The sequence below is a fragment of the Pseudomonas promysalinigenes genome, from assembly GCF_014269025.2.
Lineage (GTDB): Bacteria > Pseudomonadota > Gammaproteobacteria > Pseudomonadales > Pseudomonadaceae > Aquipseudomonas > Aquipseudomonas promysalinigenes.
Map to the genome: position 1 here is coordinate 1,997,528 of NZ_CP077094.1, position 19,978 is coordinate 2,017,505.

24 protein-coding genes are annotated in these 19,978 nt (G+C 61.2%); 10 read left to right on the forward strand and 14 right to left on the reverse strand.

The annotated features are described in order from the left end of the window. Positions 1–131: 131 nt before the first annotated feature. Together HU725_RS09075 and HU725_RS09080 are read left to right on the forward strand one after the other, a co-directional pair. Entirely contained in the window at positions 132–740 is a 609-nt protein-coding gene (locus tag HU725_RS09075; RefSeq protein WP_060479000.1) for an SCO family protein, read from the forward strand. Beyond that, positions 740–1,225, forward strand: a complete 486-nt coding sequence (locus HU725_RS09080; RefSeq protein WP_186476948.1) for a copper chaperone PCu(A)C — start codon at positions 740–742, stop codon at positions 1,223–1,225. Before HU725_RS09075 ends, HU725_RS09080 begins: the two co-directional genes overlap by 1 nt. A 47-nt stretch (positions 1,226–1,272) precedes the next feature. On the opposite strand, the gene HU725_RS09085 is transcribed toward HU725_RS09080, so the two are convergent. The 8 genes from HU725_RS09085 to HU725_RS09120 all read right to left on the reverse strand — a co-directional run bounded on the left by HU725_RS09085 (position 1,273) and on the right by HU725_RS09120 (position 7,008). Further along, complete coding sequence (locus HU725_RS09085) at positions 1,273–1,500, reverse strand: hypothetical protein (RefSeq protein ID WP_027593874.1); 228 nt, start codon at positions 1,498–1,500, stop codon at positions 1,273–1,275. Between the two features lie 205 nt (positions 1,501–1,705). Then, the gene (locus HU725_RS09090; protein ID WP_186476949.1) at positions 1,706–2,539 is read right to left on the reverse strand and encodes an AraC family transcriptional regulator; all 834 of its coding nucleotides are present in this window, start codon (positions 2,537–2,539) and stop codon (positions 1,706–1,708) included. Next, the gene (locus HU725_RS09095; RefSeq protein ID WP_186476950.1) at positions 2,536–2,850 is read right to left on the reverse strand and encodes an AzlD domain-containing protein; all 315 of its coding nucleotides are present in this window, start codon (positions 2,848–2,850) and stop codon (positions 2,536–2,538) included. Before HU725_RS09095 ends, HU725_RS09090 begins: the two co-directional genes overlap by 4 nt. Further along, entirely contained in the window at positions 2,847–3,548 is a 702-nt protein-coding gene (locus tag HU725_RS09100; protein ID WP_186476951.1) for an AzlC family ABC transporter permease, read from the reverse strand. The genes HU725_RS09095 and HU725_RS09100 overlap by 4 nt, the downstream gene beginning before the upstream one ends. Before the next feature lie 96 nt (positions 3,549–3,644). Beyond that, on the reverse strand, positions 3,645–4,289 hold the full coding sequence (locus HU725_RS09105) for a hypothetical protein (protein WP_060479193.1): 645 nt from the start codon (positions 4,287–4,289) through the stop codon (positions 3,645–3,647). A 169-nt stretch (positions 4,290–4,458) separates the two neighbouring features. Next, entirely contained in the window at positions 4,459–5,553 is a 1,095-nt protein-coding gene (locus HU725_RS09110) for a hypothetical protein (protein WP_186476952.1), read from the reverse strand. Between the two features lie 40 nt (positions 5,554–5,593). Then, positions 5,594–6,223, reverse strand: a complete 630-nt coding sequence (locus tag HU725_RS09115; RefSeq protein ID WP_186476953.1) for a LysE family translocator — start codon at positions 6,221–6,223, stop codon at positions 5,594–5,596. A 2-nt stretch (positions 6,224–6,225) separates the two neighbouring features. Next, on the reverse strand, positions 6,226–7,008 hold the full coding sequence (locus HU725_RS09120) for a YqcI/YcgG family protein (protein ID WP_186476954.1): 783 nt from the start codon (positions 7,006–7,008) through the stop codon (positions 6,226–6,228). Positions 7,009–7,168: 160 nt separating this feature from the next. Here HU725_RS09120 and HU725_RS09125 point away from each other — a divergent pair, with 160 nt between their 5' ends. The 3 genes from HU725_RS09125 (at position 7,169) to HU725_RS09135 (ending at position 11,271) form a co-directional block, all read left to right on the forward strand. After that, positions 7,169–8,089 carry a LysR substrate-binding domain-containing protein gene (locus HU725_RS09125; RefSeq protein ID WP_186476955.1) on the forward strand — a complete coding sequence of 307 codons (921 nt, stop codon included), beginning with the start codon at positions 7,169–7,171 and terminating at the stop codon, positions 8,087–8,089. Positions 8,090–8,153: 64 nt separating this feature from the next. Beyond that, on the forward strand, positions 8,154–10,514 hold the full coding sequence (locus HU725_RS09130; protein ID WP_186476956.1) for a DNA polymerase II: 2,361 nt from the start codon (positions 8,154–8,156) through the stop codon (positions 10,512–10,514). Positions 10,515–10,716: 202 nt separating this feature from the next. Then, positions 10,717–11,271 carry a DUF4174 domain-containing protein gene (locus HU725_RS09135; RefSeq protein WP_186476957.1) on the forward strand — a complete coding sequence of 185 codons (555 nt, stop codon included), beginning with the start codon at positions 10,717–10,719 and terminating at the stop codon, positions 11,269–11,271. Between the two features lie 104 nt (positions 11,272–11,375). On the opposite strand, the gene HU725_RS09140 is transcribed toward HU725_RS09135, so the two are convergent. The 4 genes from HU725_RS09140 to HU725_RS09155 form a co-directional block, all read right to left on the reverse strand. Continuing rightward, positions 11,376–12,224, reverse strand: coding sequence for a shikimate dehydrogenase (locus tag HU725_RS09140; protein WP_186476958.1), 849 nt, complete (start codon positions 12,222–12,224; stop codon positions 11,376–11,378). Continuing rightward, the gene (gene aroQ / locus HU725_RS09145; RefSeq protein WP_060479182.1) at positions 12,221–12,670 is read right to left on the reverse strand and encodes a type II 3-dehydroquinate dehydratase; all 450 of its coding nucleotides are present in this window, start codon (positions 12,668–12,670) and stop codon (positions 12,221–12,223) included. The genes HU725_RS09140 and aroQ overlap by 4 nt, the downstream gene beginning before the upstream one ends. 158 nt (positions 12,671–12,828) lie before the next feature. Beyond that, positions 12,829–14,163, reverse strand: coding sequence for an MFS transporter (locus HU725_RS09150; RefSeq protein ID WP_186476959.1), 1,335 nt, complete (start codon positions 14,161–14,163; stop codon positions 12,829–12,831). 139 nt (positions 14,164–14,302) lie between these two features. Continuing rightward, complete coding sequence (locus tag HU725_RS09155; protein WP_186476960.1) at positions 14,303–14,992, reverse strand: FadR/GntR family transcriptional regulator; 690 nt, start codon at positions 14,990–14,992, stop codon at positions 14,303–14,305. Between the two features lie 263 nt (positions 14,993–15,255). Between HU725_RS09155 and HU725_RS09160 the strand changes: the two genes are divergently transcribed. Genes HU725_RS09160 through HU725_RS09175 form a run of 4 tightly spaced genes read left to right on the forward strand, consistent with a single transcriptional unit; the run spans position 15,256 to position 18,097 of the window. After that, positions 15,256–16,041: a transporter substrate-binding domain-containing protein gene (locus HU725_RS09160; protein WP_186476961.1), complete on the forward strand. Its 786-nt coding sequence runs from the start codon at positions 15,256–15,258 to the stop codon at positions 16,039–16,041. Between the two features lie 22 nt (positions 16,042–16,063). Continuing rightward, positions 16,064–16,729, forward strand: a complete 666-nt coding sequence (locus HU725_RS09165; RefSeq protein WP_186476962.1) for an amino acid ABC transporter permease — start codon at positions 16,064–16,066, stop codon at positions 16,727–16,729. Further along, positions 16,726–17,376 carry an amino acid ABC transporter permease gene (locus HU725_RS09170; protein ID WP_081016673.1) on the forward strand — a complete coding sequence of 217 codons (651 nt, stop codon included), beginning with the start codon at positions 16,726–16,728 and terminating at the stop codon, positions 17,374–17,376. Before HU725_RS09165 ends, HU725_RS09170 begins: the two co-directional genes overlap by 4 nt. After that, positions 17,363–18,097, forward strand: coding sequence for an amino acid ABC transporter ATP-binding protein (locus tag HU725_RS09175; protein WP_060479177.1), 735 nt, complete (start codon positions 17,363–17,365; stop codon positions 18,095–18,097). The genes HU725_RS09170 and HU725_RS09175 overlap by 14 nt, the downstream gene beginning before the upstream one ends. Here the strand turns inward: HU725_RS09175 and HU725_RS09180 are convergent. Continuing rightward, the gene (locus tag HU725_RS09180; protein ID WP_186476963.1) at positions 18,094–18,834 is read right to left on the reverse strand and encodes a hypothetical protein; all 741 of its coding nucleotides are present in this window, start codon (positions 18,832–18,834) and stop codon (positions 18,094–18,096) included. The two genes, HU725_RS09175 and HU725_RS09180, sit on opposite strands and share 4 nt — an antisense overlap. A gap of 142 nt (positions 18,835–18,976) precedes the next feature. After that, positions 18,977–19,459: a DUF2059 domain-containing protein gene (locus tag HU725_RS09185; protein ID WP_186476964.1), complete on the reverse strand. Its 483-nt coding sequence runs from the start codon at positions 19,457–19,459 to the stop codon at positions 18,977–18,979. 207 nt (positions 19,460–19,666) lie between these two features. On the opposite strand from HU725_RS09185, the gene HU725_RS09190 reads away from it, so the two are divergent. Then, entirely contained in the window at positions 19,667–19,966 is a 300-nt protein-coding gene (locus HU725_RS09190; protein ID WP_186476965.1) for a hypothetical protein, read from the forward strand. Positions 19,967–19,978: the final 12 nt, after the last annotated feature.

Below are 19,978 nucleotides of genomic sequence, written 5' to 3' on the forward strand. Positions count from 1 at the left end.
CCCGTGTTTAAAGGGCTGTGGGCCATCTGCGCCTTGGTCGGGTAGAAGCCCACTGGGTGTCATGCAAGAATGCCCCGGTTTTCGACCGGCCCGCCCCGAGGGCCGGCACCTTCCCTGTAAAGGATGGTTCCATGAATGATCTGTTGACCCGGCGCGCGGTTGTCGCTGGGATGGGCGTTCTCGGGCTTGGCCTGCTGGCAGGCTGCAACCCGGCCCGCGGGCTCGAGTTCAAGTACGGCAAGAACATGAGCAACGAGATCCTTGGGCGCAAGTTCAGCCTCAAGGACCCTCAGGGCAATGTCCGTACCTTGTCCAGTTTCTACGGCAGCATGCCGATGATCTTCTTCGGCTTTACCCAGTGCCCGGCCATATGCCCGACCACGCTGGCGCGTGCTGCGCAGATCAAGAAACTGCTGCGCGGGCGCGACCGCGAGATCTTCCAGGTGGTCTTCATCACCTTGGACCCGGAGCGCGACACCCCGCAGGTGCTCGACGCCTACGTCAAGGCGTTCGACCCTTCTTTCACTGCCTTGACCGGGACCCCGGAAGAAATCGCAGCAGTGGCCAAAGAGTTCAGGGTGTTCTACGAGAAGGTCCCAGCGGGTGACACCTACACCATCTCACATTCGTCCACCAGCTACGTCTACGATACACGTGGCACCCTGCGTTTAAGCCTGGGGCATTCGCTCAATGCCAAGGAATGCGCTGAAGACCTGACTACTCTGATGGAGATTTGCTAATGGCTGTATCACTGCAACCGATCAAGCGCGGCTTGGCTGCAATCGCGCTACTGGGCTTGGCCCTGCCTGCTTTGGCCCAGACTAGCGTGAGCGATGCGTGGGTTCGTGCCAGCGTGCCACACCAACCGTCCACCGGCGCGTTCATGACCCTGACCGCCAGCACCGACAGCAAACTGGTAGGCGTGGCCTCGCCTGTGGCCAAGACCGTGCAGGTGCACGAGATGACCATGAATGGTGATGTGATGGGCATGAGGGAGGTCAAAGCGGTTGAGCTCCCAGCAGGCAAGCCAGTGAGCCTTGACCCTAACGGTTACCACGTGATGTTGATGGGCCTCACCCAACAGGTGAAGGAAGGCGAGACAGTGCCGCTGACGCTGACCATCGAGGATTCCAAGGGTAGCAAAGAGACCCTGCAGGTTCAGGCAGAGGTACGCCCGCTTAACGCTGAGGCAGGCGGTCATGACCACATGCACATGAATCACTGACAATCGAAAGGGCCGCGCAAGCGGCCCTTTTTCATCGTGATGCCTGATCAGCTGCGAAAGCGTGGCAGTGGCCTGTCGAGGGTCAGCGAGGTCAGGGTCTTGCGCACCTGGGCCTCATCAGCTTCCAGCGCTTTAAGGCTTGCGCGGATCTTGCCCGCTGCGGGCACATCGCCCTGGCGGTCGATCCAGTCGGCAATTTCCTTGCAGGCGCTGCTCAGGCAGGCTTGGCGCTGGTTCATCAGCGATATCAGGGTGGTGAGCTCTCGTTCGGACATGGCGGGATCCTCCGTTTAGCTCTTTCAGTGTAGCAGTGGGTGGCAGGCTTGCCTGATGGGCAACCACAGACCTCAAGGTCTGTATGAACATCCTTGGGGCTACGGTCAGGCAAGGGGCAGGCAGCTGAGTTTGCGAGGTGTAAATGAGCATTCTTAGGCTGCTTTCGCCCCTGCATCAATCAGTATCAAGGCTTTGGCACAGCGCCTAGCTGTGCAGGCAGGCGCTTCGATACATCCCAGGCGTCACCCCATAAGCCTGCTTGAACTGCCGGCTCAAGTGGCTTTGATCCGCAAAGCCTAGGGCGAACGCTACGTCAGAGGCCGCCAAGCCGCTTTTCAAAAATTCTCTGGCCCGCACCAAGCGCCGCTGCTTCAGCCAGGCATGGGGCGGCAGGCCCGTGGCCTGGCGGAACACGCGGGCAAAGTGGAACGGCGATAGATTGACCGCAGCTGCCAGTGCTTCGAGTGAAGGAGGGGCTGCCAACTGGCTTTCCAGCAGTTCGCGCGCGCGGGCCACTGCCAGCGGTTCTTTGCCTGGAGCGGCCGGTTCGCGGCAATGGCCGTGGCGCTGCACCAGTGCCAAAACTGCCTGGCGCCAAGCGGTCTGCTGCTCCAGGGCGCTGGCGTCGGCTTCGCAGAGCTGGTGCAACTGGCTGAACGCCCGCGCCAGGCTTGGGTCCTGGATCACGCTGTCGTTGAAGCGCGGCATGCCGTTTCGGCCCAGTTCCAGCTCATCCAGCACGCCGGTTACCCGCGCATGTTCCGGGTAGATACCCCGGTAGCGCCAGCCGGCTTCGTGGGCAGTGGCCCCAGTGTGCAGCTCATCGGGGTTGATCAGCACCATGCTGCCAACCGGCGCCAGGTGCTCAGTACCACGGTGCCAGAAGCGCTGGGCGCCGGATTCGATCACGGTGAACACATAGCCCTCATGCACATGGGGGGCAAAGCGCTGCTGGAAATAACGGGCATGCAGCATTTCGACGTCGCCCAAGGCCGGCGCCTGCCACAGGTGGGTCTGTTCGCGCAGGGGCGTGTTCATGCAAGCCAACTGCGCAGCAAAAAGAACATCAACATGCTCACCAGCATGCTCAGCAGCACGCTGCGGGTCAACAGTACCAGTGCCACGGCGGCCAGTGCGCCAAGCAGATACGGGTTGAGCGGGCTCAGATCGAGCTGGTGGCCAGGCAGGAAAATGATCGGCCCGCATATCGCGGTGAGCATGCCGGGTATGGCGAAGCCTAAGAACTGCCGGGCGTTGGAGCTCAATCGCAGCGGCAAGCGTGGCTCCAGAAAGGCGTAGCGGTTGAGAAAAACCACGGCGCCCATGGCGAAGATCAGCAGCCAGATCATGCGTGGCCTCCGGTGAGTTTCTGGCAGATGAAGCCTGCCCCCATGCCCAGCAGGCCTGCAGCGACCAACGCAGTTTCCCAATGCCAATAACTGAACAGCACCGAGCACAGCAGCGACACCGCCACACATACCACGGTGGGTAAGTTGCGCACCACCGGTGCAATCAACGCGACGAAGGTTGCAACGATGGAAAAGTCCAGGCCGAGCTTGTCTAGGTGTGGGATGTTCTGGCCCAACACGATCCCGGCCAGGGTGAACAGATTCCAGGCGACGTAGAAGGTCAGGCCCACTCCCAATGCATACCAGCGGTTGAATTGCTGCTGGTCGTAATGGCTGGTGAGGGCGAAGAATTCGTCAGTGAGCAAGAAGCCCAGCCCTAGTCGCCAGCGCAACGGCTGGGGCGCCAGCACCGGCCGCATGGACAGCCCGTAGAGCAAGTGCTGAGACGTCAGCAACAGTGTGGTCAGCAGTATCGAAAACAGGTTGGCGCCCCCTTTGAGCATACCGATCGCCACCAGCTGCGCGGCCCCGGCGAAGACGATGGCTGACAACCCCTGGCCTTGCCAGGCGCTGAGGTTGGCCTCAATGGCCATCGAGCCTGCAAGCAGCCCCCAAGGGGCCACCGCCAGCGACAGCGGCAGGATGGCAATGGCGCCGTGGACAAAGGCTTGGCGAGCGACGGGGGAGGGGCTTGGCATGATGGCTGCGACACACTGTGCTAGGCAGTGCAGCATGACAGAGCATCGAACGGTTGGCTTGAACGATCTTGCTGGTTTGCTGGGGGAAATTACCGCCTAGCGCTGGCTGGTCAGCCGTTGCTGGGCTGCGGCACAGCCGTTGATTTCCACGGCTTTCTGCAACAGTGCCTGGCGATGCTGCGGGTCGAGGCCACCCAGCAATTGGTAGACCTCGGCCTGATAATCGCGTTGGCGGCCCCATTGCATCTGCAACCCTTGTGGTTGGCTGCGGCTGCAGGCTAATCGGGTAGCCGGCTGGGGGTAATACGGCGCATACAGCGTTGCCATGCCGGGGATCGCTTCGAGCGCTTCACGGTAGGCCGGGCTGGCATTGTACGGTGAACACCAGGTGGCGATGGCCGTTGCCGGTGGCGCAAAACCTTGCTTGAGGCTGGCTTCGAGCAGCGGGCAGGCAGCGTCGGCGATCTGTGCGGCTGGCAAGTAGGTGGTGTAGTAAAGCGCTAGACGGTACTGGGCCACCGGATGACCCAGCTCTACCGATTTTTTCAGCAGGGCGACCGCGGTCGGAAGCGTGTGGGCCATCGCTCGGCCCTGGCGATTGAGCTCAGGATCGCTGCCCAGCGCCGTGCGCAGGATCGCACTGTCATCCTGAGTGTCGGCCTGCTCTAGCAGCGGCAGCGCCTGGCGGTAGAGCAAATCGGCATGGGGATCGATACGAACCTCGGCCGCCCGTGCAGCCATCGGCGCCAGCGTACCAAGGAGGGCGCTGACCAGGAGAACAGGCCAGCGTGCCAGGCAGGGAAGTGCGGTTTGATGATTGATCACAACTGCGCGTACGCCTCAGGCGAATCAGAACGACGGGGTATTCTAGCCAAGCGCGGGGTTAATCCGATACCCCACCCGTCATTTCTCAGGCCAGGTTGATGGGTGTGATCTTGTGCGGCGCATGGCGTTCCTGAGCCAGCCCCAGTTTGGCGGTTATCACCTTGGCCAGTGCATTGTTGCCCAGATCGTTCAGGTGCAGGCGGTCGACGAACAGGTCCGCGCCGAACGCCGCAGAGCTGCTGAGCATGCTGTTCATGTCGTAGCAGGGGACTGGTTCTGCCTGGCGTTTGATGCGGCGAAAGAAAGCCATGTGCAGTTGGCTGTCGAGTACACCTTCGAGCAAACGCTCGAAATTCCCAGGCTGGCGCTGCAGGGCCGGAATCATCTTTTGCTCGCCGATTGGCAGAGTTTCCCGGCACCAAGGCAGCAGAGGTTGGAGGATGAAGGTCAGGGTGGCGTGGCTATCAGCTAGCACTTGCTCCCACTGGCGCAAGGTTCGGCCGATGCTGTCAGCGGCACGTGCCAGGCGTTTATCCGGGGCGCTTAGCTGCCAGTCTCCAGCATGTTCATCACGCGGTGTTGCCAGTGCCTGGCCTAGCCGTTGCCACAGTGGCGCCCTGCGAGCAGGGGCCGCTGGCGGGGTGCCTTCATGGAAACTGTTCAAATAGGCTTGGTGCAACAGCGTGAGCGGTGGGGCGCTCGGGCTTGCCAGCACTTCGTCCAGGGCTTCATGGGCCAGGCTGTTCAGGCCGCTGAGCAACACTACATGGCCAACTTCACCAAGGCGGTGTTGATGGGTGAGAAACAGCAGCAGTTCTTGACTTGCGTTCAACCCGCAACCGGCTAGGTTCAGCCATACCTGACCGGTGAGCATGCACAGGTGCGAGGCTACGGTGTGCTCATCGCAACTGGCGCCTATACCCATAGCGGCCGAGCCACCTATCAGCAAGTTGACGCGCGGCACATTGCCACGTTCGACGGCGGAATAACGCTTGCCAGCGAAATGGCTGTAGCGCAAACCCACGGCATCCGTGTTGACGGTGGGCGAACGAAAGCTGCTTGGGTGCGCCTGCACCTTGTGCAGTGGGCGGCGGTAGTTGGCTTGTAGAAAACGCTGGTAGTCCTGATGCAGCGCAGAAACGGGGCCTGGTCCATATGTGGCGGTTACGCACGATTTCATGGTGGCTCCTCTCAAGCGTGCACTGCACCAGTGCTGGCGATCAACCGGCCAGGGCCTTCAGGTTGTAAGCCAGGCCACCCGCGGCAATCAGCAGCAGGACCACACCTGACGCGAGGGAAATCATGCGGTTGCTGCGCTGGGAGGTGATCTTGCCGATGGCGAAGATGTACAGGCTCAGTACGGCGAAATCGATCAGCACCCACAGCAGTGACAGCACCACCATGCTCTTGCCGAACGACTCGGTGATCTGGATGAACTGCGGGAAGAACGCGATGAAGAAAATGATGTCCTTGGGGTTGGAAATGCCCACCATGAAACCTTGCCACAACCCGCCGCGCGTGGCTTTCGCTGGCGCAGTTGCCACCTCGTCGACAGCTGGTGCCTGCAGGCTCTCGCGCAGGGTGCCAACGGCGATGTAGCCGATGAACAGGCAGCCCAGCAAGCTCATGGCGCTGAGCCAGGTTTTGTCGATGGCGGCACTGGTGAGAATGACCCAAGCTGCAGCGCCGATCAGTACTAGTGACGCCCAGTTGGTGCCGACGGCGGTGAAGATGGCTTTTCGTGAACCGGAGGCGGCGGCGGTGTTGACGATCAGTGCCACTACCGGGCCTGGGGTTGCGATCAGTAGCAGGACGGTGAGTGCGTAAGTCAGTGTCAGTGCGGTATTCACGGTCAGTTCTCGGTCAGTATGTCGGGTGTTGCATGGGATTGAGCATGAAAGGGGCAGCGCGACGGATTGAGCGAGCCTGCTTCCTGCAACTGGTATTGCTTCCATTCGAAATTGTCGTCCTGGCCAAAGAAGCCCAGGCTCTCGGGCATGACCCCGTCGTTGTAATGGCGCACGCGGTCACGAATACGCGCCCGAATGCGTTGCCCGCTTTCGGTAGCGGCATTGGCCACCTCGTCAAAGTTTTCCCGAGGGTTGATAACGAACGTGATGTGCGGCCCCAGGTTGCGGCTTTTCATTTGTTGGTGGCCGGGGAAGTTCATGTTGATGAACAGCGCCATGCCGGCGTAGCAGAACGACCAAGCGTTGTCGTGCGGATCGGTAGGTATCGCTTGCGGCCACGGATGTGGGTCTCGAGCGTGTACGCCGCGCAGGACTTTCCAGGCCAGCGCTTGTTGCTCGGCCAGGCTGCTGGCGGGATCGGTTTCGAGAAACACCACCAGCGGGCTGCCGATGCGTTGTTTGATCGGTACCGGAGAAATGGTGCGGATGTACTCGGCCAGCCCTTGGGCAATGTCATCGGCCAATTGCTCGGCGCGGGCGAAAAGGATGTGGCAGGAGGCGCCTGCGACCGCTTTGCGCCCAAACAGGCACGGAAAATCAGGGTTGGCGAGCACGTTGCGAAAATGTTGCAAAGTTTGTTGCGTCCAGTGCTGATGCTTCCGTTCATGTTTATCGGCCAGCTCTAGCGCATCCAGGCGATAGCAGTTTCCATAACCCGTAAACATGATTTCCCCAGGAGTTCGAAATAAACGAGCGTTAAGCTCATATGCAGGCAGATTGGTGACATATCATTTTAATTTCCTGCATTTTCTGAGACGCTCTTCACGTTGTAAAACGCGTGGAACTATGACCTACTATTAGTCTTACTCATGCTTTGGGGGCATCATGTCGGAACGGATTCAAGCGCTGCATGCCCTGCGGGCCTTCGAAGTAGCCTCGCGCTATGGCTCGTTTACCAGGGCTGCCGAGGAATTGGCCCTGACCCAGGGGGCCGTTAGCCATCACATTAAAACCCTGGAGTCGATGTTCGGCTGCGACCTGTTCGAGCGCCGGGGCCCCAAGCTGAGCCTGACCGAGCATGGGCGGCTGCTGGCCCAGGAGCTCAAGGTCGGTTTCAAGATCATCGAAAATGCCTGTGCATTGCTGCGTCAGGATCGCTATGGGTTGCGTCTGAAAGCCCCATCGACACTCACCGTACGCTGGCTGCTGCGTGCCCTGGATGGTTTCAAGAAGCTCGAAGACAACTGCAGCGTGCAGCTGTCGAGCGTGTGGATGGACATCGACTCGGTGGACTTCTACTCCGAACCCTACGACTGCGCCATCCTGCTTGCCAATGGCCGCTTCCCAGCCGATGTGGACAGCGTGAAGCTGTTCGATGAATGGCTGATCCCGGTTTGCCACCCCGACTACATGGTGCAAGCCAAGCCGGAGCTGGCCGACCTGCGCCAGTGCGAGTTCCTGCACCCATCACCGGATCGACGAGACTGGCGGCGCTGGCTGGCGCGTATGGACGCCTTGGACATCAGCATCGATCAGGGCCAGGTATTCGACACCCTGGACCAGGGTATTTCGGCGGCGCAGCAGGGTCTTGGCATTTCAGTGGTCGACCTGGTCCTGGCCAGCGCCGACTTGGCTGCCGGGCGGCTGGTAACGCCTTACAAGCATGCGGTATCGACGGGTGACGGCTATTACATGACTTGGCTCAAGAGCAGCCCCAAGGCGCGGCAGATGCACAAGCTGCGTGATTTTTTGCTCGGCCAGGTGCCGCCATTGAGTCACAAGGACATCGATTACCTGTACGGCTGAATACAGAGTCCCCGGCAGCGATCCTACTGGCGTAGAATCAGGCTTTTGCGCAGAGGTCGATGCGGTGGAGTTGCAGCAGGGGTTTGTCCTGACCCGGCATTGGCATGACACGCCAAATGGCACCTGTGTGGAGTTCTGGCTGGCCACCGATGCCGGGCCACGTTTGCTGCGCCTGGCTGCGCAGGAGTCGGTGGCGTTCATTCCCCAGGCGCAAGCCGAGCATGCTCGGGTGTTGCTGGCCAAGGAACAGGGGGTGCAGCTCAAACCGCTGCGCCTGAAAGACTTCGATCAGCGGCCGATGCTTGGCCTGTACGCCCGCCACTATCGCCAACTGCTGCAACTCGAGCAACGCCTGCGCAGCGCTGGCATCGACGTGTTCGAAGCCGATATCCGCCCGCCTGAGCGTTACCTAATGGAGCGCTTCATCACTGCCCCGGTGCAATTCACCGGCACGCTGGATGAGCACGGAGTGCTGTGCGATGCACAGCTCAAGCCCTGCTCGCACTACCGCCCGGCGTTGCGCCTGGTTTCGCTGGACATCGAAACCAGTGAGCGAGGCGAGCTTTACAGTATCGCTCTGGAGGGGTGTGGCCAGCGCCAGGTGTACATGCTTGGGCCGGCCAATGGCGACGCCGCAGGCTTGGACTTCGATCTGCACTACTGCGCCGACCGCGGCGAGCTGCTGGCATGCCTCAACCAGTGGCTGGCCGAGCACGACCCTGACGCGATCATCGGCTGGAACCTGATCCAGTTCGACCTGCGTGTGCTACACGAGCACGCCAAGCTGCTGCAAATTCCTTTGGCGTTGGGGCGCAACGGGGCGCCGATGACCTTGCGCAGCCATGCCGGTGGTGGCCACGTATTCGTCGATGCCCCCGGGCGGCTGCTGATAGACGGTATCGAGGCGCTGCGTTCAGCGACCTGGAGCTTCCCCTCGTTCAGCCTGGAAAATGTCGCGCAGACGTTGCTTGGCGAGGGCAAGGCCATCGATACCCCGTACCAGCGAATGGACGAAATCAATCGCCGCTTTGCCGAAGACAAGCCGGCCTTGGCGCACTACAACCTCAAAGACTGCGAGTTGGTGACGCGGATCTTTGCCCATACCCGGCTGCTGGAGTTTCTACTGGAGCGGTCTTCGGTGACTGGCTTGTCTGCAGACCGCAGCGCAGGCTCTGTGGCCGCGTTCTGCCACTTGTACATTCCGCACATGCACCGCTTGGGCTTTGTCGCCCCCAATCTAGGCAGCCGCCCCGAAGAAGCCAGCCCCGGTGGTTTTGTCATGGACTCGCGCCCAGGGCTCTATGATTCGGTGCTGGTCCTGGACTTCAAGAGCCTTTACCCCTCGATTATCCGCACCTTTCTGATCGACCCGGTTGGACTGGTCGAGGGTTTGCGCCTGCCTGATGACGCGCACTCGGTTGAAGGTTTCAGAGGCGGGCGCTTCTCGCGCAGCGCACATTGCCTGCCGGCAATCGTCGAACGTGTTTGGCAGGGGCGCGAAGCGGCCAAGCGTGACGGCAACGCTCCGCTGTCCCAAGCGTTGAAAATCATCATGAATGCGTTTTACGGCGTGCTTGGCTCAAGTGGCTGCCGCTTTTTCGACCCGCGCCTGGCATCGTCGATCACCATGCGTGGGCACCAGATCATGCATCAGACCCGCGCATTGATCGAGGCTCAGGGCTACCAGGTGATCTATGGCGACACCGATTCGACCTTCGTGTGGCTCAAGGGCGCCCATGGTGAAGAAGCCGCAGCGCGTATTGGTCGTGACCTGGTGGCACAGGTCAACCAGTGGTGGCGCGAGCATTTGCAGGAAACCCTGAAGCTGCAAAGCGCATTGGAGCTACAGTTCGAGGTGCATTACCGGCGCTTCCTGATGCCCACCATCCGTGGTACCGATGAGGGCAGCAAGAAGCGTTACGCCGGCTTGGTGCAACGTGCCGATGGCAGCGAGGACGTCGTGTACAAGGGCCTGGAGTCGGTGCGCACCGATTGGTCGCCTTTGGCCCAACGCTTTCAGCAGGAACTGTACGGGCGGATCTTCCGCGGCCAGCCTTATCGCGATTACCTGCGCGACTACGTAAGCCGAACCTTGGCTGGGGAGCTGGATGAGTTGCTGGTTTACCGCAAGCGGCTGCGCAGGCCTTTGGCCGATTACCAGCGCAATGTGCCGCCGCATGTGCGCGCTGCCCGGCTGGCGGACGACTACAACAGTGCAGTGGGCCGCCCCAAGCAGTACCAGCGTGGCGGCTGGATCAGTTACCTGATCACCACAGCGGGCCCGGAGCCCCTGGAAAACCTGCAATCGCCCATCGATTACGAGCACTATCTGAGCCGCCAGTTGCAGCCGGTGGCCGACGCTATATTGCCGTTTGTGGGCGATGACTTCGCTGCGTTGACCGATCGCCAACTGCTGCTGTTTTGAGCCGCCCGTCGATCATGCGATCTGTCGATGGGCTATGCTCAGGTTCAGGTATGGTGACTTTCTCGGATGCCCGAAATCCTGGAAGACACGCGAAGTTACTTTTGCGTGAGCGCTATGGCTTGTGAGTTGGTTTAGTCTCCCGAGTCGGATCTTTCTCCATGCTCTGTAGTCATTGTTTTATCGAGAAAATAAGGAGATGTGCATGCTCGTCCGGTCATTGACCCTCGCCACTTTGCTCGCTGTCAGCGGCACGTTGTTAGCAGCCGACAGTGACGCGCCACTGGCCAAGGAACTGGGCAAGGCCAGGCCATTGGTCGTTATCGCGCCTAGCAGTGCCGACCCCACCCTGCGAGGGCTGAACGACGCGCTCAAGGATCCAGCAACCGAGGCCGGCTTTAAGGAGCGCAAGCTGGTGCTGTTCAGCGTTGCTCAAATGATGGGTAAGCGCGATGACAAGAACCTCGAACAGCAGACCACCATGGCCCTGATTCGCGAGCTCAAGCTAGGTGCCAGCAAGGGTACCAAGGTGATTCTGGTGGGCCTGGACGGTGAACGTCATGTGCTCAAGGATGACGAGTCGGGGGACAAGCTCGACGCCCAGGCGATCTTCAAGGCAGTTGATGAGCTGCCGGCCAGCGAGAAGGCGGCGGTCGCTCCAGAGCCTGCGGCCGCGGCTGCGCCCGAGCCCAAGGGTAAGGATGGCAAGAGCGCCAAGCCCGCCAAACCGGCAGCGCCTCCCAAACCCCTGGAGGACTGAGCCCAGCCGTGCTGAAGGCACTGGCTGGTTGTTTCTCGCTGAACCTGCTTGCGCACCCGGTGTGACGCGCAAGCAGGCTTATTTCTCGTGAAGGGTAAGTTAGGTCAGGTGAAGCTGGCGAAATGCGTTTGCATCCGCTGGGCATTCGCCTGTTTGCCGCTGAACAGTTCGAACGCTTTGACGGCTTGGAATACGGCCATGTTGCTGCCGTCCAGGGTTCGGCAACCGAGGGCGCGGGCTGCTTTGAGCAGTTCGGTTTCAAGCGGGAAGTAGATGATTTCAGCCACCCACAGGCGCGGGTGCAAGAGTTCGACCGGCAAGGGTGTGCCTGGCAATTTCGCCATTCCGACCGGCGTGGTGTTGACCAGCCCATCTGCATCGGCGACCTGAGCCGCGAGGTTCTCGCCCAGCACCGCCCGGCCTTCACCGAAATGGCCATTGAGATTGTCGACCAGCGCTTGCGCACGTGCGGCGTCCACTTCGAACAGCACCAGTTGCTCGACGCCTTCGCTCAACAGTGCATGAGCCACGGCAGAGCCTGCCCCGCCCGCGCCCATCTGCACCACGCGCTTGCGCGAAACGTCCGGCAGGCCGCGCCGCAGGCCTTCGGCGAAGCCCAGGCAATCGGTATTGTGGCCGATCCGCCTGCCGTTCTGGAACACGACAGTATTCACTGCGCCGATACCCCGCGCCTCGTCGGACAGCTCATCGAGCAGCGGCAGGATCGCTTGCTTGAATGGGTAGGTGATGTTCAGCCCTGTGAAGCCGGTATGTTGTGCGGCATCCAGCAGTTGCGGCAATGCGCTGTCTGCAAGCTGAAGCTGATCAGCGTCGATCAAACGGTAGAGGTAGCGCAGGTGCTGGGCGTCGCCTTCGTGCTCATGCAGAGCAGGGGTGCGCGATAGCTGGATACCGCGGCCAATCAGGCCGGCGAGGATGGCAGGTTGGCTCATGGGCGTGGCTCCCGCAACAGTTCGGCAAAGTGGCTCAGGGCCATGCGATAGCCATGGCTGCCAAGGCCGCAGATGACCCCGACTGCAATCGATGAAACGAAAGACAAATGGCGGAACGGCTCGCGCTTGTGCACGTTAGACAAGTGCACTTCGATCACCGGCAGCTCGCTGGCCACCAGTGCATCGCGAATCGCCACCGAGGTGTGGGTCCAGGCGCCGGGGTTGATCACGATGCCGGCGCAACGGCCCCGAGCGGCGTGAATCCAGTCGATCAGTTCGCCTTCATGGTTGGTCTGGCGGAACTCGATTTCCAGGCCATGGGTTTGAGCGGTTTCGGCGCAACCCTGGGCAAGGTCGGCAAGGGTTTCATGGCCATACTGGGCGGGCTCGCGGGTCCCCAGCATGTTCAGATTAGGGCCGTTGAGCACGAGAATGAGGGGTGTCATGACGGGTATCGCTTTGTTGTTGTTGAATACCCCTATGTTTGTACCGGGTGGTTAATTCCGTCAATTGGATCGGCTATCGGCCAGGGGAAAGTGGGCGATTATCGGACTTTTTTGCATCCCATCGCCGCTCACTCTCCTTGACTGGCCGCCGCCCGCTATCAGCTGGATATTGGGACCTGTGGCGCTACGGCGCTGTCGGCTTCCTCGTGCAGCGAAATGCGCGAGGTTTCCGGCAAAGCCAAGCCACCTACCAAGGCCACCAGGGCGATGGCTACCAAGTAGAACGCCGGCGCCAGGCTGCTACCGGTCTGTCCGATCAACCAGGTGGCTACCAGGGGTGCAGTGCCGCCAAACAGCGTGTAAGCCACGTTATAGGTGATTGCCGAGGCGGTGTAGCGGGTGCGGGTGGGGAAGCTTTCCGACAGCAGAGCCGCGGTCACCACACCACTGCACAAGGCGCCCACCGCCAACAGGATCACCCCCAGCAGTGCTGCCGGCATCGAGCCGGAACTGGCTAGCCAGTAAGCGGGGAATACACAGACCATCACCCACAGGCAGGTGAACCCGATGGTCTTGCGTCGCCCGACGCGGTCGGAGAATGCCCCGGCCAGCGGGCAGCCCACCGCTGCGAACAGCAACGCCACGGTGGTTACCAGCAACGACTGCGCGCGGGTCAGGTTACCCACCAGTTGCAGGTAGGTGGCGAAGTAGGTGGTGAACATGTAGAACGACAAGGCCGTCAGCGAGATGAACATACCCAGGTTACGTATCGCCCGCCCGTGGTTGCGCAGGGTGTCCTTGAGCGGCGAATGTTCGTGGACCTTGCCCTGTGCGATGGCTTCGCGAAATGCCGGGGTTTCCTCCATGCGCCAGCGTAGGTACAAACCCACCAACCCCAGCGGTGCGGCCACCAGGAATGGGATGCGCCACCCCCAGGCGGTCATCGCTTCGGTGGAGAGTGTAGCTTCCAGGCCATAGGCGATCACCGCCGCGCAGGCGAAGGCCGAGAACGTCGATACCGGCACGAAGCTGCCGTAGAACGCGCGTTGGTTCTCGGGTGCGTGCTCCATCAGGTAGGCGCAGGCGCCTGCGTATTCGCCGCCGGCAGAAAACCCCTGCAGGCATCGCGCCAGGGTCAATAGAGCAGGTGCGGCGAGGCCAATGCTGGCATAGGTCGGCAGCAGGCCGATCAAGGTGGTGGAGCCAGCCATCAGCAGGATGGTCAGCGACAGGATACGCTTGCGCCCGAAACGGTCGCCAAGGGCGCCGAACACGATGCCGCCGAGCGGGCGTAAAGCGAAGGCCACGGCGAACACCGCGAAGGTCTTGAGCAGGGCGACGCTGGCGTCTTCACTGGCGAAGAACTGGCTGGCGATCAATGTGGCGAGAAAGCCATACACCGCGAAGTCGAACCATTCGACGAAGTTGCCGATGGCCGAAGCGGCGATGACCCTGCGCAGGGTGGCGGGGGGTACCTCATGCGATATGGACATACGCAAGCTCTCCGGTTTGCAAAGGCAGCCTTGATGAGTGTGGCGCGCTCAGGGTGCGCCATCGGTATTATCAGGGCCAGTAGACCGGTGCTTGTGGGCGTGCGCATCGTCGAGGGCGACATCCGGATGCCTGTGGGCGTTACACCGTGAATACCACGCCGGTGCGTGAGGCGGCATTACGGATGTGTTCCTGCATGGCCTTCTGCGCCCCCGCTTGGGAGCGACGGGCAAGGGCGCGGAGGATCTTGCGGTGTTCCTCCCAGGTTTCCATCGCCCGTTCCGGGCGGATGAAGGGCAGTTTTTGGCTTTCCAGGAAGATGTCCTGGCTGGCGGTGATCACTTGCAGCATGGCCTGGTTGCCGCACGCCTGCAGTAAGTGTTGGTGGAAAGCGAAATCCAACTGCGCTGCGGCTTCGAAGCGCCCGGCTTTGAGCTCCACACGCATGGCTTCGACGTTCGCTTGCAAGCGGTCGATGTCGTGCGCAGTCATCGCGAGGGCCGCCTGGCCGGCGGCGAAACCTTCCAGCGCGTAGCGCAGTTGGAAGGTATCGCTGGCCGACACCTGCTCGGCGTAGGGCCAGGCAAAGCTCGACGACGCAGGCGCCGAGGCTTGTACGAACACGCCTTTGCCTGGCTGGACACTGACCAGGCCCAACGCGCTGAGCGACGACAGTGCCTCACGAAGCGAGGCCCGGCTCACGCCCAGCTGCTCGGACAGATCGCGCTGTGACGGCAATGCGTCACCAGGCCGATATTCGCCATCGTCGATCAATTTGCGGATGCCTTGCAGGGCTTGTTCGGGGACGGCGCGGGGCAGGGTGTCGTGCATGCTGTTCAGACCGGTCGGAGGGCGATGACCTTGGCTTTTTACGGCCATTGACGGGCGCTGGCAAGCGTTGCTCCGCCCTGGCGCAGCCCAGCATCGCCCTGCACGAAAGCAGGGCGTGAACGCTGGAGATTGAATGGCAGGCGGGCAACTGTTCAGACCAGTAAGACCGTGTGGAGCAGTGTTTGCGGCGTTTCAGCCGGTTTTGGCATGGCCCATGCACTGCTCCGATCGCCCCTTACCTTGAACCTCTGCGAGGCCATTCGATGAAGACTTTCCGTACCCTGTTACTGGCCAGCCTGATGTGTGGCGGCGCCCTGGTATTGCCCACCGCCAAGGCCGATGCACTGGCTGACATCAGCGCACGTGGTGTGCTCAAGGTGGCAGTGCCACAGGACTTCCCCCCGTTCGGTTCGGTCGGGCCTGACTTCAAGCCCCGTGGCCTGGACATCGATACGGCGCAGCTGCTGGCCGACAAATTGGGTGTAAAACTTGCCCTGACGCCGGTTAACAGCACCAACCGGATACCGTTTCTCACCACTGGCAAGGTCGACCTGGTGATCTCCAGCCTGGGCAAAAATCCTGAGCGTGCAGCCGTGATCGACTTCTCCAGGCCCTACGCACCGTTCTACCTGGCCGTATTTGGCCCGGCCGAGGCGGACATCGCCAACATCGATGCCGTAGCAGGCAAAACCATCAGCGTCACCCGCGGCTCGATCGAGGACATGGAACTGAGCGCCGTGGCGCCCAAAGGCGCAGTCATCAAGCGCTTCGAAGACAACAACTCGACCATCGCCGCCTACCTTTCCGGGCAGGTCGAACTGATCGCCAGCGGCAGTGTGGTAATGGCGGCCATCGCTGAGAAAAACCCGGCCAAGGTGCCGGTGATGAAGGTCAAGCTCAAGGACTCGCCTGTTTACGTGGGGCTGGCCAAGAACGAGCCGGCGTTGCTGGACAAGGTCAATGCCACGCTGGAAGCCGCCAAGGTCGACGGCAGCCTGAACCGCAACGCCGAGAAATGGTTGAAACAGCCGCTGCCGGCCGACCTGTGAGTTGCATCCGGAGCTTGTAACCATGGCGTATGCGTTTGATTTTGCCCCTGTATTGGCCCAGAGCGACCTGCTGCTCAAAGGCGCTTGGTTCACCTTGCAGCTCACCGCCGTCGGCACGCTGCTGGGTGTGGCCATCGGTGTACTTGGCGCTGGTGTGCGTGCCTGGCGAGTACGGCCTTTCGACCTGCTGTTCGGTGTGTACGTCGAGTTGATCCGCAACACACCTTTCATCGTTCAGCTGTTCTTCATTTTCTTCGGCCTGCCGGCGCTGGGTGTGCGCCTTACCGAGTGGCAAGCCGCCGTGCTGGCCATGGTGATCAACCTCGGAGCCTATTCCACCGAGATCATTCGTGCCGGTATCCAGGCCATCCCCAAGGGGCAGTTGGAGGCAGCCGCAGCCTTGGCCATGAGCCGCTTCGAGGCGTTCCGCCATGTGGTGTTGCAGCCTGCGCTGGCGAAAGTCTGGTCGGCGCTGACCAGCCAGATCGTGATCGTCATGCTGGGGTCGGCGGTGTGTTCGCAGATTGCCACCGAGGAGCTGTCGTTCGCCGCCAACTTCATCCAGTCGCGTAATTTTCGCGCCTTTGAAACTTACCTGCTGACCACCTTGCTGTATCTGTTCATGGCCATCGTGCTGCGTCAGCTGCTGGCCTGGGCGGGGCAGCGCCTGCTGATGGGGAAACGCTGATGGACTTCACCTTCTGGGACATCTTGCGCAATCTGCTGATCGGCCTGCAATGGACCCTGCTGTTGTCGCTGGTAGCGTTTGTGTGTGGCGGTTTAGCGGGCCTGCTGGTGCTGGTTGCGCGGTTGTCCCAGCACCTGATGGTGCGCAGCCTGGCCAGGGGCTACATCGAGCTGTTCCAAGGTACGCCGCTGCTGATGCAACTGTTCATGGTGTTCTTCGGCATTGCCTTGTTTGGCCTGGACGTGTCTGCCTGGATGGCCGCCGCGATTGCCCTGACCCTGTTCACCAGCGCCTTTCTCGCTGAAATCTGGCGCGGTTGCGTCGAAGCGATACCGCGCGGCCAGTGGGAGGCCTCCGGCAGCCTGGCGCTTAGCCGGATGGAGCAGTTGCGCCATGTGATCCTGCCTCAGGCCATGCGCATCGCCGTGGCACCGACGGTTGGCTTTTCCGTGCAGGTGGTCAAGGGCACGGCGGTGACCTCGATCATTGGTTTCACCGAACTGACCAAGACCGGCGGCATGCTGGCAAACGCCACGTTCGAGCCGTTCATGGTCTACGGCCTGGTCGCGCTGGGCTATTTCGTACTCTGCTACCCGCTCTCGTTGAGCGCCCGTTATTTGGAAAGGAGGCTGCATGCCCCTGCTTAGAGTGTCCGCGCTGCACAAATACTATGGCGACAACCACGTGCTGAAGGGGGTCGACCTTGCCATCGAGGAAGGCGAGGTAGTAGCCATCATCGGCCGCAGTGGCTCAGGCAAGAGCACCTTGCTGCGTACCCTCAACGGCCTGGAATCGATCAGCGACGGTGTTATCGAAGTGGACGGCGAATACCTCGACGCTGCCCGAGCCGACTTGCGTTCCCTGCGGCAAAAGGTCGGTATGGTGTTCCAGCAGTTCAACCTGTTTCCCCACCTGAGCGTGGGCGAGAATGTGATGCTCGCCCCGCAGGTGGTGAAGAAGGCCAGCCGCACCGAAGCGCGCCAGTTGGCCGAACAGATGCTGGCGCGGGTTGGCCTTGCCGAAAAATTCGATGCCTATCCTGATCGCCTCTCCGGTGGCCAGCAGCAGCGAGTCGCGATTGCCCGCGCCTTGGCGATGTCGCCGAAGGTGTTGCTGTGCGACGAGATCACCTCGGCCCTGGACCCGGAATTGGTCAATGAGGTGCTCGGGGTGGTTCGCCAACTGGCCAGCGAGGGCATGACCCTGATCATGGTCACTCACGAAATGCGCTTCGCCCGTGAAGTTGGAGACAAGCTGGTGTTCATGCACCAAGGCAAAGTGCATGAAGTGGGCCACCCGCGTGAGGTGTTCGCCGCGCCGCAGACGGCGGAGTTGGCCAATTTTATTGGAGCAGTGGCGTCGGCCTAAGGACGGCCGACACGCCACGGTGCGTACTCAAGCTCGCTGTAGCCCTCAGCCACGCCGTTGGCATTCGCTGAATAGCCCGGCAGCAGGCTCAGGTTCGTGGCCAGGCAGCGGGCATTGAGACGGGCCTGGAGCTCGCTGTCCAGCCGAAAGTCGGCTGGCCGCAAAGGGTGCGGGTGAATCTGCACCAGGCACTGCTCGACTTTGCCTTGTGCATTGCCCTGGTAATACACCGACACGCTGCCAACGCTGGTTACCGGTTGATCGCGCAGTAGGTGCTGCCAGAAAAATGCTCGCTGCGCGTTTGCCTGACCCCGCAGTGATGCAGGGTCTGCTGCAGGCAGCATCACGACCAGCGGGGCGATGACGTCGACTGTATCCTTGGCCTCATACAACGCTGCAGGTACGCGGGGGTAGATGGTCTTCCAGCACTGCGCTTCGACCAGCCTTGCCAGCGCCTTGAAGTTGCTCAGAGGTACGCCAGCCGGCAGCAGCTTTTCCTGGCCCGGTGAAGGCTGGGCCTTGCAAGCGATGGGTGCGGAATTTGCGTCCAAGGTGATGCGCAACCTCACTACACCGACATGCCGACCGCTATAGGTGGTGGCGATTGTCTGGATGAGCGCTTGCTGCATGTGCTTGGCGAAGATGCCCGTTGCAGGGGGCTGCGCGTCTGGTACAGCGCGAGCCTTGCAACCGGCCAAAGTGAGGGCGAATAAGATGGTCACCAAGGTTTTTGACACAGGAACGTCCTTGCGTGTGCTTGAGCCGGAACTTCGGCCCCGGGGTGGATGGCGTGCATATTCTCCCTGACCGCACGCGCAGAAGTGACTGCTGATTGTGTGGGAAACATCTTCTCGTGCGCGTCGGCATTAGCGCCACCACTCACTTGCGCGCCTGTTCCTCCAGCGCCTGCAACGCCTGCTCGATCTGTTGCATGCGCTGCTCGGCCAGCGCCTGGGCGTTTTTGTCCTGTGCCGTTTCGCGCATCAGCCCGGTGAGCTTGTCGCTCAGCCGCTGGCCTTCTTCGGTGTCTTCAAGGGCCTTGGCCTTCGCCGGGTCGTGGGTGGCGGCAACGATGGTGGCGAACTCGGCATCGGTGAAGTTCTTCTTGCTGTAGAGCTTGAACAGGTCCTGGCGTTGATCCTCGACCGTGAGGTATTGGCGCAGGACGCTGCTGATTGTGGCGGCATTCAAATGCGGGTGGGTGCGGGTGAGCAATGCCGCCATGCGTTCGATGTTGTGGTCGTAGGCCTCCTGCAGCGGCAGGTTGGCCAGAATCTGCTCCTCGCGCGAAGGCTTCTGATCGCAGGCGGCAACGGCGCAAATCAACAGCAGGGGGAACAGCAACGTCTGTATGCGGGGCATGGGGGTGGCCTTGGGCGCGTTTTGCAGGGGTGGATTATAGCGGGCTACGGTGCTTGGCCAGCAGTGCGCCGGAGTAAAAAAACGCGAGCTCGCAGTGTAGGACGCTTCCTACGTCATAGGCCTAGAAGTGGAACCTCTCGTTCATTTTCATCGCCGAGCATGTTGTTTACCGTCATTGTCATCGGCGATGACTGAGGAAGGACGCTCATGGCACATCTTGCGTTGTACAAACTCGACCTGCTCGACGCCTTTGAGGCTCGCAAGGCCGACTGGACCTATGCCGACCTGGACAAACTGCTGACCAAATTCAGGCCGTCTTCCTGTTTGGAGGACGGCAAAGGGCTGATCATCGCGGCGCACAAGGAGGGAAGCTGGCCCAGGACCGTGAAGCGCTACTTGCTGACGCACTACCTGGTGCATCAACACATCGCTTGTGAGCTCGACGAGGTATTTACCGCCGTGGTGGCGACCTTGACTGAGCAGGAGCGGCAAAACTGGGGGGTGTGAATGCGGCCAGGC